The 19,014-nt window shown below is 35.6% G+C and carries 18 protein-coding genes; 1 reads left to right on the top strand and 17 read right to left on the bottom strand.

The features are described from left to right. Positions 1 to 165: 165 nt before the first annotated feature. From L2586_RS13665 to L2586_RS13725, 13 genes are all read right to left on the bottom strand, one after another. Positions 166 to 825 (bottom strand): peroxiredoxin-like family protein, encoded by a 660-nt coding sequence (locus L2586_RS13665; RefSeq protein WP_235293474.1) that lies wholly within the window; start codon positions 823 to 825, stop codon positions 166 to 168. Positions 826 to 893: 68 nt separating this feature from the next. After that, entirely contained in the window at positions 894 to 1,316 is a 423-nt protein-coding gene (locus tag L2586_RS13670) for a VOC family protein (protein ID WP_235293475.1), read from the bottom strand. A gap of 71 nt (positions 1,317 to 1,387) precedes the next feature. After that, a complete protein-coding gene (locus L2586_RS13675) occupies positions 1,388 to 2,866 on the bottom strand; it encodes a pyridoxal phosphate-dependent decarboxylase family protein (RefSeq protein ID WP_235293476.1) in 1,479 nt (492 codons plus the stop codon). 88 nt (positions 2,867 to 2,954) lie between these two features. Then, positions 2,955 to 3,791, bottom strand: coding sequence for a fumarylacetoacetate hydrolase family protein (locus L2586_RS13680; protein WP_235293477.1), 837 nt, complete (start codon positions 3,789 to 3,791; stop codon positions 2,955 to 2,957). Between the two features lie 13 nt (positions 3,792 to 3,804). Beyond that, positions 3,805 to 5,136, bottom strand: coding sequence for a GntP family permease (locus L2586_RS13685; RefSeq protein ID WP_235293478.1), 1,332 nt, complete (start codon positions 5,134 to 5,136; stop codon positions 3,805 to 3,807). Positions 5,137 to 5,147: 11 nt separating this feature from the next. Continuing rightward, positions 5,148 to 6,869 (bottom strand): IlvD/Edd family dehydratase, encoded by a 1,722-nt coding sequence (locus L2586_RS13690; protein ID WP_235293479.1) that lies wholly within the window; start codon positions 6,867 to 6,869, stop codon positions 5,148 to 5,150. Positions 6,870 to 7,099: 230 nt separating this feature from the next. Next, a complete protein-coding gene (locus tag L2586_RS13695; protein ID WP_235293480.1) occupies positions 7,100 to 7,738 on the bottom strand; it encodes a hypothetical protein in 639 nt (212 codons plus the stop codon). Positions 7,739 to 7,839: 101 nt separating this feature from the next. Continuing rightward, the gene (locus L2586_RS13700) at positions 7,840 to 8,301 is read right to left on the bottom strand and encodes a hypothetical protein (RefSeq protein ID WP_235293481.1); all 462 of its coding nucleotides are present in this window, start codon (positions 8,299 to 8,301) and stop codon (positions 7,840 to 7,842) included. A gap of 221 nt (positions 8,302 to 8,522) precedes the next feature. Beyond that, complete coding sequence (locus tag L2586_RS13705; RefSeq protein ID WP_235293482.1) at positions 8,523 to 8,837, bottom strand: hypothetical protein; 315 nt, start codon at positions 8,835 to 8,837, stop codon at positions 8,523 to 8,525. A 205-nt stretch (positions 8,838 to 9,042) separates the two neighbouring features. Further along, entirely contained in the window at positions 9,043 to 9,246 is a 204-nt protein-coding gene (locus L2586_RS13710) for a hypothetical protein (RefSeq protein ID WP_235293483.1), read from the bottom strand. Positions 9,247 to 9,393: 147 nt separating this feature from the next. Beyond that, entirely contained in the window at positions 9,394 to 10,290 is an 897-nt protein-coding gene (locus tag L2586_RS13715) for an alpha/beta hydrolase fold domain-containing protein (protein ID WP_235293484.1), read from the bottom strand. A 129-nt stretch (positions 10,291 to 10,419) separates the two neighbouring features. Then, the gene (locus L2586_RS13720) at positions 10,420 to 12,249 is read right to left on the bottom strand and encodes an arylsulfatase (RefSeq protein WP_235293485.1); all 1,830 of its coding nucleotides are present in this window, start codon (positions 12,247 to 12,249) and stop codon (positions 10,420 to 10,422) included. 126 nt (positions 12,250 to 12,375) lie between these two features. After that, positions 12,376 to 12,969, bottom strand: a complete 594-nt coding sequence (locus L2586_RS13725; RefSeq protein ID WP_235293486.1) for a GNAT family N-acetyltransferase — start codon at positions 12,967 to 12,969, stop codon at positions 12,376 to 12,378. A gap of 439 nt (positions 12,970 to 13,408) precedes the next feature. Here L2586_RS13725 and L2586_RS13730 point away from each other — a divergent pair, with 439 nt between their 5' ends. Continuing rightward, the gene (locus L2586_RS13730; RefSeq protein WP_235293487.1) at positions 13,409 to 14,212 is read left to right on the top strand and encodes a helix-turn-helix domain-containing protein; all 804 of its coding nucleotides are present in this window, start codon (positions 13,409 to 13,411) and stop codon (positions 14,210 to 14,212) included. Positions 14,213 to 14,909: 697 nt separating this feature from the next. On the opposite strand, the gene L2586_RS13735 is transcribed toward L2586_RS13730, so the two are convergent. The 4 genes from L2586_RS13735 to L2586_RS13750 form a co-directional block, all read right to left on the bottom strand. Next, entirely contained in the window at positions 14,910 to 15,785 is an 876-nt protein-coding gene (locus L2586_RS13735) for a sterol desaturase family protein (protein ID WP_235293488.1), read from the bottom strand. A 141-nt stretch (positions 15,786 to 15,926) separates the two neighbouring features. Beyond that, entirely contained in the window at positions 15,927 to 16,496 is a 570-nt protein-coding gene (locus tag L2586_RS13740; RefSeq protein ID WP_235293489.1) for a mycothiol transferase, read from the bottom strand. Positions 16,497 to 16,806: 310 nt separating this feature from the next. Further along, positions 16,807 to 17,232, bottom strand: a complete 426-nt coding sequence (locus L2586_RS13745) for a hypothetical protein (RefSeq protein WP_235293490.1) — start codon at positions 17,230 to 17,232, stop codon at positions 16,807 to 16,809. Positions 17,233 to 17,860: 628 nt separating this feature from the next. Further along, positions 17,861 to 18,505 (bottom strand): hypothetical protein, encoded by a 645-nt coding sequence (locus tag L2586_RS13750; RefSeq protein ID WP_235293491.1) that lies wholly within the window; start codon positions 18,503 to 18,505, stop codon positions 17,861 to 17,863. Positions 18,506 to 19,014 lie beyond the last annotated feature (509 nt).

Raw genomic sequence — 19,014 nt, forward strand, 5'->3', positions numbered from 1 at the left:
ATTGGTATAGATTGTCATGAATTATTAAACATCATTTAATATGGCTTGGTTTAGAATTTTAGGTATAATCTTCTAAGAAAACTGAATTATGAAAAAGAGAACATAAGTTATTTCAGCAAGGCTTTTAATATTTGCAGTGATTTAAAGAGAGAAGATTCTTTGCACTTAATGTTGTTCTAGGAATGCAGTTAATTCAGAAGGTTCCGCTCGATTTCGGTAGTCAGAATCTAAGAATGCGTAGACAATGATGCCCTCGTTGTTAATGATGTAAGTTGCTGCAAGCGGTAGTTCATTCGAATCATCACCATTAGTAGATTTCATGTCAAAAGAATTGTTGTAAATTTCAGCAACTTCGTCTGTTAATTGGAATACTATCCCATATTCACGCGCAATTTTGTTTCCTACATCACTGAGCACTTCAAATTCTAAGTTATGTTTTTCTGCTGTACTTATGGATTCATCTGGTAATTCAGGAGTAAGCGCAATTAAGGTCGCGCCATTTGAGTTAAAATGTGGAAGTTCACTTTGTAATTCATGTAAGGTCATATTGCAGTACGGACACCAGCCACCGCGGTACCAAGTCAGAATAACACTTCCTTTTTCTAAGAATTCAGATAGAGTAACCGGATTGCCTAAGGCATTATTCAGTTGAAAATCTGGTGCTTTGTCTCCTACTTGTTTAGCCTTTGCTGCTACACCACTTTTCTCGACAGCTTCTATTCCAGCCATATAAGTATTCTTTTTATACTCATCTGCATTTTGCTCGAAATTTGCTCTTTTCTCGTCTAACTGTGATTTTAACGATGTCTTGTTGCTTGTTGTCATTTCTTGTATGTTTTAGAAAGAACAATTAACAACGGTGGTTAAATTTAGTTGAGAAGTATCAAGCTTAACTACATGACTAATTGATCTAAATCGTCAAATTCAGCAAACGGACTATATGCTACTTCAAAAAGATGGCCATCTAGATCCTTGAAATAACCACTATAGCCTCCCCAAAATACTTTTTCAGGAGCTTTCACGATTTCAGCGCCTAATCCTTTGACTTCCTTCATCACCTCATCAACTTCTGCTTCTGTTTTGGTATTGTAGGCAATAGTTATTCCAGCGAAACCACTCCCTTCAGGACTTAGTTTTGCATCTTCAGCAAGCATTTCTCTAGGATAGAAAGCTAATACTATTCCTCCCATTTGGAAGAAGGCAATATTTCCTTGGCTCGACTTTGATTTTTTCCAGCCTAATCCTTTTTCATAGAAATCTAGCGTTCTTTCTAGGTTCGAAACACCGAGTGTAATTATATTTAATTTCTGTCTCAATTTCTGTCTGGTTTATATCTGTTTACGCTTGATCTAACATTGACCATTAAAAGAAAAAAATGAGTTAAATCCTAATCCATGTGTAATTCTGAATGCACTCTTCCTCCTTCTCTCACAACGATTTCAATGATCTCTTCAATATCTTTTTCCGATGTTCTAAAATTAACAATACAAGCTCTCAAACAATATTTCTCTTTCACTACAGCATTTGATAAGAATACTTCTCCGCCTGCTTGCAGTTCATTCAATAAGGTTTCATTCAGCCGATTCAAATACGTTTCGCTTAAGTCCTGACCTTCAGGAATATATCTGAAAGTAGTAATACTTAGGTTCTGAGAAACTGCTTCTAGTTCTAAATGCTTGTTTGATAATTCAAATAAAAATTTCGACAGTGCGATGTCTTCGCTAATCAACTTTTCATAGCCGCTTCTCCCTATTTGTTGTAATGCCAGCCAAACTTTCAATGCTCTAAAACCACGAGAATTCTGGAAACCATATTCATAGAAATTCAATGATTTATCTTCTTCATTGTTGCTGAAATTATAGTATTCAGGATGCGAGCTGTACGTATCCATTAAATGCTTAGGATTTTTCACCAATGTGCATCCAGCTTCTAGTGGACTATACAACCATTTATGTGGATCCATTGCAATCGAGTCCGCATCTTCCATACCTTTGAATAAATCCTTGAATTCAGGGATAACGGCTGCAGGAACACCGTATGCACCATCTATATGAAACCATAAATTATATTGCTTACAGACTGCAGCTATATCGACCAAATTATCTACGACTCCAGTGCTCACATCTCCTGCTGTTCCGATGACCATAATCGGTTGACATCCATTTGCTAGATCGGTTTTAATCGAATCTTCTAACGCTTTGGTATTCATTTGGTTAGCATCATCTGTTTCTATCCAACGAACCGACTTGCTACCTAAACCAAATAAGACAACTGCTTTATCGATCCAGGTATGTGTAGACTTAGAGCAGTAGACGGTTAATTTTCCAGAAGTACCTTGCATACCATCTTCTTTAATGTTCGCAGGTGCTTTAGCTGTTCTTGCAGCAAGGAATGCTGTGAAATTGGCCATATTTCCGCCACTGACTAAGATTCCAGCATAATTAGTAGGCACACCTATAAATTCACACAGCCATCTTACTGTTTGCTTTTCTATTTCCGTTGCAATGGGACTTAATATCTGTGCACCGACATTAGGATTTACTGAAGAAGCTAGCAAATCGCCTAGTGCACCAATCGGTGCAGCTGAGGAAGTAATGTAGCCGAGGAACTTCGGATGCCCATTGAATAAAGAGTGATTAAACAATAGGTCTGTCGCCTTCGCCATCAATTCAGATTCGGACATTCCAGATTCAGGGAGTGATCCATTTCCTAATATCGATTGGAGTTGATTAGGACTTTCATTAGGAGTTACTGCTTGTTGGTCTATAGACCCAATAAACTCTGAAATATCATCGATGAGTTGGTAGCCGATTTTTCGAAATGATTCCTTGTTGATTTCTAAAGATGATTTCCGCTCTTTGGGCATGAAATGTTTGTTTTATTTGTCAATGTTTTGGGTTGAACTTCGCAAGTTTTGTTGCTTATAAGTTGTAATATAAAGTATTATTTTTTGTCTAAGCCACTGTATTGTGCAGTGTACCGATGCCATCTATCGTAATAATAATCTCGTCTCCACTGGCCAGATTGAAATCTGTAGAAGGAACAATTCCTGTTCCAGTCATCAGTAAACTACCTTGAGGGAAGGAGCATTCTAGATAGAGATAGTGAACGAGGTCTTCAAATTTTCTTTTGATTTGGTCAATTCCGATGCTGTCTTCAAAAACACTTCCTCCATTTCTGTTTATTTTCAAGTGGATTTTTGTAACTGCAGGTAATGCATCATTCGTCACTAAAATACATGGACCTACAGCGGCGCAACCATCATAGGTTTTGGCTTGTGGAAGATAGAGTGGATTTTCTCCTTCGATACTTCTGGAACTCATATCATTACCGATGGTGTAGCCTATAATTTTACCTGTGGAAGTAATGACTAAAGTAAGTTCTGGCTCTGGGACATCCCAAGTAGAATCACTTCTTTTTCTAACTTGCCCACCTGATCCAACGGTACGGTAAGGTGTCGCCTTAAAGAAAAGCTCAGGACGGTCGGCAACATAAACTTTGGAATAAAAACTACTTCCTCCGGCTTCTTTAGATTCTTCTTCCCGACCTAATTTGCTGTTATAATAGGTAACTCCACTTGCCCAGATTTCTTGATTTCCAACTGGAGCAAGGACTTCGTTCTTGATAAGGTCGGCTGCATTGGTGATGGGTTCTAAGCGATCAATCTTGCTTTGTGTGTTCACTAATAAATTATCATCATTGATGAAGATATCCCAATCTTCATTTTCTAAGAGATAAGAATTATTATTTTCCACTACAACTATGCCACTTTTGATTTTATAAATTTTCATAGTTTTCCTATTTTTAGGTTAATATTAAGTGTGCAAAAAATACTGCAATTGCGCCCGTTGCACCTAACACGAAACTCCCCAAACTGAATAACCGGTAACCAGTTTTTACATTCATTCCACTCATCTGAGTTACCACCCAAAAGAAGCTATCATTAGCATGAGAAACTACTGCTGAACCAGAGCCAATTGCGATAACAACCAATGCTTTCTGCATGGCTGAATCAAATCCAAGTGATTCCATCATCGGCATCATAATAGATGCAGTTGTTATCAAAGCCACGGTAGATGAACCTTGCGCAGATTTTATGGCAGCAGCAAGAATAAAAGGTAGAAAGATGCCAATATTTAGGGCTGACAGAGAATTTCCTAAGCTCTCAGCTATTCCTGAATTCTGTAGGATTTTACCAAAAATACCTCCAGCACCAGTAATAAGCACAATGGAAGCACAATCTTTAATGGCCTTTCCTACCCAACCAGAAGTCGCCAGCATATCGTAATTCAATTTTTTAGGAAGCAAAAGACATAGAAAAACACCAATAAGTAACGCAATGATAGGCTCACCAACAAAACCAATGATATCTATAAATTGATTAGTGTATCCTAGCCGATCTGGATTAAAAAGGGACCTAAGAACTATTAATAAAATCGGAATAACGATGGGAATAGAAGCTTTTAAAGCTGTTGGAGCATCTTTCTTAGCAACCACATTTTCCGATAAAGAACCATCGAAATCTGGGTCAATGTAAGTTCTAGCAGCATATTTAGTAGCAAACAATATAGAAGCGGTTAAAGCAATAATACTAATAGGCAGACCTAGGGCTATTACTAATCCCAAATCCGCACCCAAAATTCCTGCTGCAGCAATGGGACCAGGTGTAGGTGGAACCATCGTATGCGAAGCCATTAATCCAAGACCAAGCGCAATTCCAGTGCCTGATAAAGATATTTTAGCTTTTTTAGATAGACTTTTATTGAGTGGATTTAACAAAAGAAAACCACTATCCGCAAATACTGGAATAGAAACAATGTAGCCAATAACTCCCATTGCCGTAGGCACTCTTTTACTACCGATAACTTTTAGAACCTTCTCAGCAATAGCATATGCGCCGCCCGTATTTTCTAGAAAGGCACCGATAATTACACCCAGAACGATGATGAGCCCTATTTTTCCAAGTGTCCCGCCAAATCCATCGTTGATAGAAGTTATGATATCAGCGTAAGGCATTCCTGCAAAGAGCCCGTATAAAATAGAGGTGATAAATAGCGCAAGAAATGGATGCACTTTCAATTTTGTAGTCAGTAAAATGATTAATAATACTGCTAGTAGTAAATAAAGAATTGCCATAGTTTAGTTTTTTAGTGTAGGTCTCTCTCAACTTTTGATCCTGAGCCCCCAACTAAAAAGTCTAGATCTGCTCCTTTATCAGCTTGTTCTACATGATCGATATACATTCTAGCGTAACCTCTTGTAGCTATTGGTTCACTCGGTTTCCATTCTGATTGCCGTTTTTTGAGCTCCTCATCTGAAATGTCAAGATGTAACTTTCTATTTTCCACATCGAGTTCTATATAATCACCATTTTTGATAAGTGCAAAATTTCCACCAACTGTAGATTCAGGTGAAACATGAAGAATGACGGTTCCATAAGCTGTACCGCTCATTCTACCATCTGATATACGAACCATATCCTTTACTCCTTTAAGTAAGAGCTTTTCTGGTAGATCTACATTTCCAACTTCAGGCATTCCTGGATATCCTTTAGGTCCTACACCTTTCAGAACAATCACACTATTTTCATCAATGTCAAGATCTGGCAAGTCTATTCGCTCATGATAATCTTCCATACTTTCGAAGACAACTGCTTTTCCTCTGTGTTTCATGAGCCTAGGACTTGCTGCGGATGGTTTGATCACAGCACCATTTTCACAGATATTACCTTTCAGGACTGCGATTCCAGCATTTTCTTGAAGCGGTTTGTCCTTAGTGAAGATGACATCTTGATCATAACATATCGCGTCTGCATAATTCTCATTAAATGTTTTTCCATTCACTGTGATGATGTCACTATGTAGTATATTATTTAATTCTTTCATGATAACAGGTAGTCCTCCAGCATAGAAAAAATCCTCCATGAGGTGTTTGCCAGATGGCATCAGATTCAGAAGAAGAGGTATGTTGCTTCCAATTTTATCAAAATCTTCGAGATTTAAATCTACTCCAATTCTGCCTGCGATTGCAGTCAAATGGATGATCAAGTTTGTCGATCCTCCGACTGCTGCATTTGTTATGATTGCATTTTCAAAAGCTTTTCTGGTCAATATTTTAGAAAGCGTTAAGTCTTCTCGAACCATGTCTACAATCCTTCGACCTGAAAGTTGTGCGAACATTTTCTTTCTAGAATCAGCAGCTGGAATCGATGAGAATCCAGGAAGGGTTAATCCAAGCGCTTCGGACATCGTTCCCATAGTGGATGCGGTACCCATTGTATTACAATGTCCAATACTCCGTGCGGCACATGCTTCTGCTTCTGCAAAATCTGCTTCCGTATATTCCCCTGTTTTCTGCTTTTCCTTAATCATCCAGTTAAAAGAACCGGAGCCTATTTTTCCACCTCTAAAGCGACCATTTAACATTGGCCCACCAGGAACAACAATAGTTGGTAAGTCTACGCTACATGCGCCCATAATGGTAGAAGGTGTAGTTTTATCACAGCCTGTAAGTAGCACAATCCCATCTAGAGGATTTGCTCGAATAGATTCCTCGGTATCCATACTGGCGAGGTTCCGAAAGAGCATGGTAGAAGGTTTCATGATGGTTTCTCCCAGAGACATTACCGGAAATTCTAACGGAAATCCTCCCGATTCTACGACGCCTCGTTTAACGACCTCTGCGAAATCTCGTAAATGACCATTGCAAGGTGTAAGTTCAGACCATGTATTGCAAATTCCGATGACCGGTTTTCCTCTAAAATAATCGTCTGGATATCCTTGATTTCTTAACCATGATCTGTGTACAAAGCCCATTTTGTCATTGTTACCAAACCACTCACTACTTCGCAGCTTCTTTTTATCGCTCATTTGCTTTTTGGAGATTGTTTATAAGAGCTTCAATTTATGGAAAATTTGGCGATGTTAGTAAATGAGCGTGATTATATTTTGTGAAATTTTGATACTGTGATTTATTTATCGCTTGAAACAATGGAAGCTTGAAACAATAGATAGATATATACTATACATTATTATCCCTGGATAGGGCTAAATCTGGGGTCTTGCAATTAGTTTGGTAGGTATTATTAACTGCCGTCGTCCTAAAACATGATATGTTCAAGAATATCATACAATTCAGACTTTTCGTCCTCATTTGTATATGACAAGATAAAGGTAAGACTGAAGCCATTTATAACTGCTGTCATGTAGTCCTGAACTATAGTGTTGCCTAGGTAGTCTACTTTAGCTTCCATTACATAAAATTCGATACTTCCTACTTGCTGCTGGAAAATATCTTTATCAAATGTATAGGGCACTTGAGACTGTTGAAGTAATTTTTTTGAATGGAATAAGTAGTCGCTGCCTTTCTTAATTCCTGGAAAATTGATTGTATTTTCTGCAACAACAAGGAATGATGGATTAAATTCAACTGGGGCGCCAACTTCATATTTGAATATTGTTAATAGATATGCTGTATTGACCATAGAAGCTTTCACCACAGATTTCAACATTTCGTCATCGCCCGCAACTATTTCGCCTCCAGTTTTAACTAAGCTATTCATCTGTCTTCTGTCTTGTATTACCCAAGTAGAATCGAAAGTAATCTCCATTTTAAAGAAGTCATTCTGGTATGAATCACTTTCTGTGGTACCGAAGTCAAAAGTTTCTGGAAAACTTTGGGCATTTGTGTGCCCATATAACAAGGTGAAAATAATGGTAAAACTTATAATTAACTTCATGCTTTATATGCTTGGATCTAGATATATTTAGATGCTATATTAGCCTATTTTATATGTCAATTTATTCTTATCAAGATTTGCAACACTAAATAATACCGTACTCAATTAATCTCTAAAATTATCATTTCGCTTCCATTAAAGTGAAAATGATCCCCTTTGGTTTTTCCAAGTAGTTGGGCTCCTATTGGTGAATTGATAGATACACAATAAAAAAGACCATCTTCCAGTCGGACTTTCCCGATGCCTACGGAAATAAAGTACGCTCCTTTGTTTGTAGAGACTAAACTTCCAAGAACCACCTTTTCTGATTTTTTATGAAGGTCAATTTTTAGCAAAACTTGTTGCACTTGATTGGCTTCGTAACGTTGTCTATTATTTTTGTCTTCTTCGAGTTGCATCATTGCTCTTCCTGTCTCGAATTTATCACCCGCACTGCTCTTCGTTTCGTTGTTCTTAGATTCTGCGATTGATTTAAGTGTTTTATCAATGGTAAGGAGTCTATCATCAATGTTCAGTTTACAAGCCTGAAAAAGTGAATCTTTTATTTGGAGTTTAGACTTCATTGGATACTGCTTTTATCTACACTTATATTGATAGAACAATCATGTAATGATAACAGTAATTTTTGGTATTTGAAGAAATATGCAATAGTGTGAAATTGATATGAGTTTAATCAGATTATCAAATGTTTACATCATTCAAACTTTAGCACCCCCTTTATCAAGAACTGTACTTAAAAGCAAATAAAGACTTATGAATTGACTAAAAAGACATTTTTAAGAGTTTACGGGAAAATCATTTGGCTTTCTTTACATCCAAAAACATTCAAGTCACCTTCTACTACAGTTGGGAATATTAAATATCCGCTTTTCTGTATAACTTCAGCTGTATGTTTACCTTCTGGTAATTCAATTTCTACAAAGCTATTGCTATTCATATCCATTTCAAATTCACCATTGATGTATAGTAGATATGGGTTTGATGATATGTTTGTGAATCGAACTGTACCCTCTAAACATTCAGGTTCTTTCGTACAAGAACTAAAAATAAAAAATGAAAACAGTAGTAGTATTAAAGCTGATTTGGTGTATTTAGACATCTTTAATTTTTTTAATTGGTTAAAAATTTATTTCTAATTTCTTTATTGGGATTATAATTATAGACACTAAAGTTTGTATAACGCCACTATGATTGATCATAATTTACCGCATCTCCTTTATCACGATAGTAATTTAAGAATGCAAGTATCCTAAATCGTTTATTTTTAAATTCTATCTCAAGGAAGAATTTAATGTTTTACGATATCACACTTTCACCAATTCATATAGCATTTCATTCTGCTTTCTACTTACGGAATCAGGCGTCATTCTCAGTGCTTGATTTCTTAACCTTCTTAGAATTGGATTAGACAGATGTGCTACTTTACCAATTTTCCAGCTCGTCTTAACTACTCGATGTGCCTTTATATAGGCGTGTGCAGGTTTTTGGTGATTTTTGGATGACTTCATTAGAAATTGAACAAAAGAAAATTGACAAAAAGTCTATTTTACATAATTTAGAAATCATTGTTCAAGCCATCTATCCTTACTTAACAGAGAAAGGAAAAGCCGAGTATAAAAACCTAAATCGACGATAATCCTTATAGTTCTAGCCTACTAATCGAAATAACTATTCAACTTGTTAATAATAGTGTCTAAGGCCATCTTTGCTTCCTTCATCACAGGTAAAAACGGCCAAACATGAATCATGTTTTCACTGTCGAATACTTCTAATTGCACATCTGAATTTAGGAATTTTTCAACTGCCAATTTTTGATCTGGGTAAGTGATATCGCGTCCAGCCATGTACAAGATGGTTTCAGGAAATCCGGTAAAGTCACCATAAAGTGGTGAAATAACTGGATCCTTAAGAACCTTCTCCCCAGCATACATTCGCTTCGCACTAATTATACCTTTCTTAGAAAGAATAGGATCTATCTGATCAATGGCATCTATTTCTGGATTTGTAAATGAAGCATCCATTACGGGCGAAACCATGATTATACTTCTAGGAAGATCTATTGAGTTCTGAATCAATCTCTGGGTTAAAGTAGCAATCAAAGTGCCTCCTGCTGAATCACCTATCAATACAATATCTTTTCCTTCAAATGTTTCTAAAGCTTTCCTGTAGACTTCATCAATATTAGCATTAACCTTTAGTACGTTGTGTTCAGGCGCTTTCGGGTAATCACACATCCAGATATCATATTGACTGCGTTTATGAATGGTTTTTATAATATCCCAATGGTGTTTTGCTGGACCAGAAATGAATGCGCCTCCATGGAAAAAGATCAACAGTTTTTTAGATTTACCCGACTGCTTAACTTCTGTAATAGTCGTTTCAGATAAACTAAACTTTCGTACATTCTCGCCCTTGAAAAATTGACCTTTCGGATCATGCACATCTTCCTTCCTTATTTTCTCAAAATCAATCGGATCACTACTAAAATCTTTTTTCAGCCCTTTGAGTTTAAGCACAAATAAAATAATGTAAAACGTAAAGCTTGGTTTCATTCTCTAATTTTTAAAATAAACACCTCTAAATTTTTCTACTCTGCAAATTGCTAATAATAATTTCGGCATAATTGAAACAACCTCATAATCCATCCATTATATTGTTCCTGATCTTTTAAACATTTACCGTTATACTTTTTTAACATATGCATAATAAGCAGATTGCTCATTTCCTTCACCATCGATCAGCCAGGCTTGAACTTCTGTCTGACCAGCAGGTAAATCTATAATAAATTCAGCACCTACTTCACTTCCTTCTACTGCCTTTTCAATAATTTGCGTACCAACTTTTAAGCGAACTTTAGTAACTGGAATTCCTTTTCCGGCTCCTTTTTTAATTGGTTTCCCATTCGTAGAAATATCACTATAAGCAGCTTCCGGTAATGCTGATGCAAGTGGTAAATTCACTTCTTTAGGCCATCGACGAACATCGAAGTGGTATGGTCCTTCTTGGGAGATTTCAACGGGCCAGAAACCTATCGCTTTTTCACCAGCTAAAACATGGCTTTGATTCCAGCTATGAACCTTAAGATCTTCCCTGATCCAACTGATCGAATTCAACCAAACTTCCTCTTGATATTCAGTTCCAATGATAGGTCTTGGGTATGGGTAGTCGTCCATCTGCAATTCATCCCAGTAGTCATCATATTTTTTAGATAATTCTGCAACGATATCTGGATACGCTTCAGCAACATTGTTTTTCTGCCCAGGATCAGCATTAATATCGTAGAGCGCATTCTTATTAATAAGCCTCCACTGGTCGGTATAGACAATAATATTCTTATCCTTAATCTGTTTGTCTACAATGTTCTGAACATGATTTATGATTACTCGATCTTCCCATTCCGTCTCTGGATTTTTTAACAAGGGCTCCAGACTACGTCCGTCTATAGCGAGATTACTTTTTTCTAAATTGTCCAAGTGGCAAATATTAATTAAGGTGGGTAAGAGATCTATATGTGCTGTAAACTTATCGATATCAACTGCCTTATTGAATCCGCCTGCAGGCCAATGAACAAAACAAGGCACTCGATGACCACCATCATACAATGAACCTTTCGAGCCTCTCATTCCATCGTTGAAAACATGAGTGCCATCAGAACTTCCATTATCCGTCAGAAAAATGATGATGGTATTTTCATCTAGCTCATTGTCTGCTAAATATTGACGTAGTCTTCCTATGTTTTGATCTACTCTAGTAATCGATGCAAATAAATCCTTTGTATCGCCCCATGGAACTGTCCGCATTTTAAAATCCATACCCTCATATTCTTCCCGCCATTCAGGAAGCACATTCATCGGCCCGTGAGGAACATTGGTTGCTAAGTAAATAAAAAATGGTTCGTCTTTGCTTTTTTCAATAAAATCAATGGTTTCATCAAAGAAAACATCAGTATTAAAGCCTTTGATCTTTTCCCACTTCCCATTTCTGAGATAAGCATCATCCATTCGATCATTCCCCCAGTAATCATTAGCGGTCCCTACTCCACCATCTCCGATTCCTACCCATTCATCGAATCCTCTATCCATCGGTCGGTATGGATAGTTATCACCAAGATGCCATTTTCCAAAATGTCCCGTATGGTATCCCGAAGCTTTAAAGTAATCAGCCATAGTTATTTCCTCTTTGGCGAGGTGGTTCCGAACATATACGGTAGAATGCACTTGAGTCCTATCAGACATTCTTCCAGTCATTAAGGCTGCTCTCGTCGGTGCACAAAAAGAATTCACATGAAAGACAGTAAATCTCGTGCTTTCAGCATATAATTTGTCCAGATGAGGTGTTTTAATGTATGGATTACCGTGAGCTGCTAAATCTCCGTATCCTTGATCGTCGGTCATGATAAGAATAACATTTGGCTTTTTAAATTTTTCATCATCCTGCGATGTAGACGAATGAAACAAAAAGACAATTACAATGAGGATATTATATGGCGTTAAAATGTTCAAGTTTTTCATATAGGTTGGTTAGAAATTTAGCCATTGGCTTTCTGTGCCGAATTTAATAAAAAACCAATAGCAATATTAAAGAATGGAAAATGAAATCTGAACATTGCTTCATGCTAGCCAATGAAATGCTTCGACCTAAATAGATTTTTTTTTCATATGAAGGATAGGATAAGGTTTTCCAGAAGAATCTAATGCTGAGCGACTGAATATCTCGAAACCACAATGTTCATAGAAACCAACTGCTAGTTTATTCTGTTCATTAACATCAACCTTCGTGACTTTTAGTTGATCTATGGCATAAGCTAACAAGGTTTTACCAATTCCTTTTCCGAAGTAGTTAGGATTAATAAACAACATTTCTAGATGCTGATCAGCAACACCCATAAATCCAATGATCTCTAGATTTTCGTTTCTTATACCTCTCAGTTCAACTGCATCTAAATAAGTGTTGAGAATAAGGGGTTTAAAATAGGCGATATCCTCTTCCTGTAAAAAGTGGTGTGTGGCTCTTATTGAATCTTCCCATACCTTAACCAGCTTTGGGTATTCTTTTTTTTCTATTTCTTCAATTTTATATACCACCTGATAAGGTAATTGTGTAGTTATTAAATGAATAGTATCTTGATAACAAGGATAAATAAAAATCGTTAATATCAAGATGAAATTGACCTGTATTACACCTAGAATGACCGACTTTTTTCTAATTTTTCCATTTAATATGTAATACATATTAAGTTAAAAAAGTGCTAGGAATTAATTTTCCTTAGAATATTTTATAACTTCATGATGTTATTATTTTAATAAAACAAATACAACCATGGCACCCAGTTTAGAGCTGTATAAGCATTTAAGTCTTATAACTAGCTTTCTATCCATTTCGCTTGGATTCTTTTTTGTTTTTATCAAGTCAAAGCATAACAGATCAAATGTATTTTTAGGTATTCTAATTTTATTATATTCTCTATACTTCTTACCGGGATTTTTTGATGCGCTTAATATATTAGATGATTTACCGCATGTCATAAGACTTAATTTCTTTTCAGGAATACTTATTGGACCATTTACATACTTATATTGTAAATCTTCGATAGAAGCAGAACCTTTGACTTTTAAAAAGATAAGATTACATTTAGTACCTGCTGTAATTGGCTTCTTTTACTATCTCCCAATGTTAGCTAAATCTGGAGCTGAAAAAATGGAAGTCTACCATTCCATAATGGTCACAGGATTTACGCCTTCTCCAATTTGGATTTCACTTGGAATAGGATTGATTGCGGTGACATATACTGTGCTTTCTATTAGAATGATAATTAGATACTTGAATCATCTCAAGAAAACTAGATCTTCCATAGATCCATCATTTCATAGGTGGTTATTATTTTTAAGCAGTACTTTATTAATTCCTATAGTAATAACAGTAATTACAAGATTGGTAGGTGCCACGACGCTACCTTTTCCTGTAGTTGTATTTGCATTATCTTTACTTATTTTCATTATTTATGGTACTTTCTTACTACAACCTAAGTTTTTTGATAAGTTCCAATATCAGATTGATGATCAAGAGATCGAAGAAGTAAATAGTATCGAAAAATATCAAAACTCTAATCTTCAGAATAATCAAAAGTCGGAGTACTTAGAAAAGATTATCAAGTATATGGATTCTGAAAAGCCATACTTAGATCCAGAACTCACTATTTTGCAATTTTCGAATACCGTAGATATTCCGACTTATTATGTATCTCAGATTATTAATGAGCAGCTAGAGTGCAATTTTATTGATTTTGTTAATAGATATCGGATAGATGAAATTAAGGTAAAACTAGAAGATCCAAAACTTAATCATTTTAAGATTCTTAATCTAGCCTATGATTCTGGTTTCAATTCTAAAACTGCTTTTTATTATGCATTCAAAAAGCATGTTGACATGACTCCTGGTGCCTACAGAAAAGAAAATCAGCTATCTACTGCTTGAAATTCCTAAACCAAGGTTTTCTAAAACTTTTGATTCGCTTTTCATATGCTTACGTTTAAATTATTCTAAAAATACTTGTTTTAGGGGCTTAAAAGCATGTCCGCATTTAGCAATACGCACTTTAAACTCCATTTTATTATATAATTTTAGCATCGTTAAATTATAAGCCGCTTCTAAAAAGGAGGGTTTAGAAGTTTATGTAAACATTATACTAAAAGTAGTGAATTTGTATTCATGAGACATTTGCACATGATGAAATTGATTTTTATTTGGATGAATAGATATTCAAATTTTATTGTTTGTAGATTGAGGAATGATACGCATGAATGAAAATTAAAGTAAATAAAGATAAATAATCATTAAAGCACTTTAACCACTAATTAGTGGAAATACCATTTGAAGTAGATTAGGTGTCCCCAAATTTGAGATTTATTTCTTAGAATTAAATTTCCTAAATCTATAGCTTGATATAGCTAACAACGTTAATTAAGCTTTAAATGATAACCACCGTGTATGTACCCTAATACACAGTATTGCGACAGGCACACTTCATCATTTTAATATGATGAAGTAGCCTATTGCGATTTCATCTTCACTAACTCTGTTTTTTTTCGAAAATTTTCACTTTCAATAATATGAATTTAACATCAATCAAGAGACTGATTCTTTAATTTCATTCTGACTATCTGATTATCTTTTATTGAGTATGTTTTTTATGATCTAATGAGCTGCTATGATCTGTCTTCATGGAGTGGAGTTCACTTTTCGGATCATTAGATTTGATCAATGGAAAGAACAATTGAACATACCAAGGCTCTTTCAATTGATTCCACGTACCAAACTTATTAGGATATTTTCTAGTTATTTTTGCTGTTCCAAAAATGATGTCCCAAAGGAAAAGTAGATTTCCATAATTGCCATTAGGATTAGAGATACCATCTTCCGCTGTCAATCCATGATGTGCAAAATGAGTACTAGGCGTGGAAATAGTTCTTTCTATAATCCAAGCAAATGGATGGAGCAATTTATATCTATAAAGAAAACGATCCCATTTCGTCTCACTATGTGCTAGAAGAATGACTATTAACTTAATAGGGATATAAAATAGAAAAGCATATCCCATTCCTAGGTAAACGAGTACAGCTAGAAACCATATTCCAGGCATTAAAGCGTAATATAGAATTGCATTTCTGTAGGTAACGAGGACTCCCATGTCCTCCACCATATGATGTGGTCTGTGTAGTTTCCATAATTTTTTATGCTGGTGTGATAATCTATGCCACCAATATTGGCTAAGGTCATCAAAAATAAGAAAAGCCAGAAAGTGCCACCAAATGGATGTATTGATAAAAAAATCTTCAAATGCTGAGAAATTGGAATCCATTATCCAAAGAACTACAAGGAATATGGCAGGTTGAATTAATGTCGGAAGTGTAACCAGACTCAATATTTCGATTGTAAAATCATTTTTACTTCTTCGGTCATCAAAATATAGACCTCCGATGGATTCTACTATTCCCAGCACCAATAATACCACTAAAGGTATTAGTTTACTTAATGATTGTTCATCCATATTTACTTGTCAGTGCCGAAAATGTGATGAAGAAAATATAATGCACTGATACTATTCCTCTATAATTAGATATAAATTTTGCCTCATATGTTACCTTAAGATAAGGTATGAATTAAAAAATTTAATATCGCATGCTAAATTTTATTTCTCCATTCTTTTGATAATGAGTCGAATTTGGCCCATGTGGTTCGCTTGGTGCTCCATGACATGATACCATGCCCAATGGTTATTCATATTACTTCCTTTGATTTTCGAAGCGAACCATTTATCATTCTTTTCTTTTAACAATCTCAGTGTTTCTTTTCGTACTTCGTCCCAAATGTCTAAGTAGTATGTAATCGGTTTATCTTTTATTACATTTCGAGCATTATCACCAAGATTTTGGGCAATGTCCCATTCGTCTCTTTCAGCTTTGTTTAAGCTTCTATTTTCGAAGGTGTAAACTTGGTAGTATTTCTCAGTGGCTGCCAAATGAAGAATCATGGCCCCTATCCTATTCGCATCATCGTCTAGTAAGAAATCCGTTTCATCTTGATTAAGATTCTTTACGCTATTAGTGACTCGACTTTTTAGATCTTCGAGCATAGAAACAGTAGAGCCGATTTGTGCTGAGTAGCCTTTTGGAGGTTTGATTTGTTGGGATTGCACTGCGGAGGTAAAAATGACGGTAAGGAAGAATGTTGATAGAATATATTTCAAGTGATTGTTCATATTGTTTTAGTGTTGATTAAGATAATTATTGGTTAGGGTAAATGGAACTCTATAAAAGTACCGAAAATTCATCTAACAGCTATAACTATAGCTTCGATCTTCGGAAGTGGCTCGCCGATCCCTGCAATCAGTCAACGTGTCTTCTTCGCTAATATTTTGGATAAAATTCTAAATTATTTAATCAAGTAAAATTCATTTTCGGGCTCGACGATCCGATGCAATGATCGATTCGAATCGCATATTTGTTCCGTTGGTAACTGGAGAAGTAGGCTCACTGAATGTGAGACGATGACTTTGCTATAAGTTCACCTTACTCATGATCAGACTTCCCATCAACATAATCTTCCACCTCATGCGCAATCTTAATCAAGCGAATCACATCTTCTTCTTTATCCAAGTCAATGTCCGGATACAATTCATTGATCTTCTCAAGGCTCGGAATACCATCTAAAAAATCCTGTAAACCATCAGCTAACGTTTTCAACCACCATAATGGATAGTAAAACTTCTTCTGACAACCAAAAGTAATCGTATCACCAATATCATACTTACTTTTACGCCAGAGTATATCATCCAGGCGCGCTTCGAAATCAACGCGATCTTGAGATTCCTTCCTACTCACTAATGTCACCACATACCATAATGCCGGATTCTCGCGATAAAGATATCGCACACCTAGAGGCGTCTCCCCATTCGGGGTCAATATGTATTTTGCAGCAGTTCCTAATTCGATCATGTGTTATAAGGGTTTTACTTGGTTTGTCAATGTCTATCCCACCTCTATACCTAAGTTGTCCTTTTTCATAGTCATCTCTTAATTCTTGGTCTCCTAAAAGGCGATAAGTAAAATCTGGAGATCCTGTAAGATTGATGGAAAGGTTTTGAGTGTGAATATTTTCAAGTATTGCGAGCATTAAAATCATCGCTATTCCTAAAGTTTTAGTTTTCATAGTGGTAGGTTGCTATTCAATTCTTAATCGACGTCCTCCTCTTAATCAATATCAGAAATTAAATTCAATGTTCTGGTCTTTCTCGGAAATCGAAAGCGTTTTTTTTATACTGGTTTCGCTTAATATGAATTCTAACGAGGATTTCCAGTGGAAATTTTAATACGTTTAAAATTTAACAATTAGCTGTTTAATGGCTGCCTGATTATTTAATTTATTAAAGGAATTCCAACATTTCTCTATCCTATGTTCATTTTGGAAAAACAGGTATTGAGTGTGAATTATAGGTATTTTTCGGCTATATTCAGGAAAAAGAGGTGTGAGTATTTAATGAGACATATACGCGAAATAAAATGGTTAATAAACTATGAGTTTTTGTTCTAACTGGGTAATTTATCTAAAGCATCATTTCTCTACCTAGTCGACATTTTCAAAAAACTTAACAGCGTACTTGCAATAATCAATGATCATATCTTTATCAGTATCAAATTCTTTTCGCTTTCCTAAATAATTATGGCATGTGGAAGTTATTTCTTTACCTTCAGCAAGTTCCTTGTAAGAAATGCACTTAATATGTTTTTTGGTTACTAATACAAAGAGTGCATTCTCAAAGGGATAATCACCATATATTGAAATATCTGTTTTTCTCAACTCACCACTTGCTCGATATTTAACCTCGATGAAATGTGCTTGATTATCTTTAAATACTACAAAATCAGGCATTTGTCGAATATTTTTAGAAACATCACCCCTCACACCTTTCAAAAGGTCTTTAATCCCAGGAATTGAATTCTCCATCCCATAACTAAAAACTTGAAATCCAAGAGAGCGAAAAAGTTCTTCAACTATTGTTTCAGCAATCCTACCTTTAATAACTCCTGAAATCCATGGGTTATCCTTACTCTTTGTTATTACTTTCTTTTTCTTTTCAACTTTTATCTCTGGCTCCTTTATCGCAACTGCAACATCGCCAGAACCAGAATTTCCATCCTGTTTATAGCAGGAATAGCATAATCCTCCATTAAATTTTGTGTAAGCTTTACAATTTATACATTCTGCCATGTGTGTTTATTTGGGTTAAAGAATTCTTATATTAACTGATTTATCTATTCAGCCTCTTAAGTTGCTTTCATTAATATTGACAGTGATAAAGATATCCTCCCCTATAACTTTCCTAATGGTTATGCCTCTGCGAACTTTGCGCCTCTGCGAGATAATACCTTTTAGAATCGTAAGATTCAAAACCATCTACATTCCTAAAATTTACATATGAATCTAGACTTCGAATCCACAAAAATCTCATCAGCTGGTGAGCGTGCAAGTAGAATCACTGGGGGTGAGGCTTTGATATTGCAAAGTGAAACTTACCCATCATGGCTTAATAGTCCCTTCAAATTGTTCCGTTCTAATGTCGAAAAGAATCTTCATTGTTGTATAGTTTCTGTTTAATATGTTGCTTAAGTTTCGGGCTTATCAGTCCATGATTAACTTCTTCGCCTTGTTATTATTAAGTGGAGGAGTAGGTTTAGTTAGTAAATAATTGGCTTGTTCAACCTTCCTCGCTATAAAAT

This window comes from Portibacter lacus, assembly GCF_021533215.1.
Lineage (GTDB): Bacteria > Bacteroidota > Bacteroidia > Chitinophagales > Saprospiraceae > Portibacter > Portibacter lacus.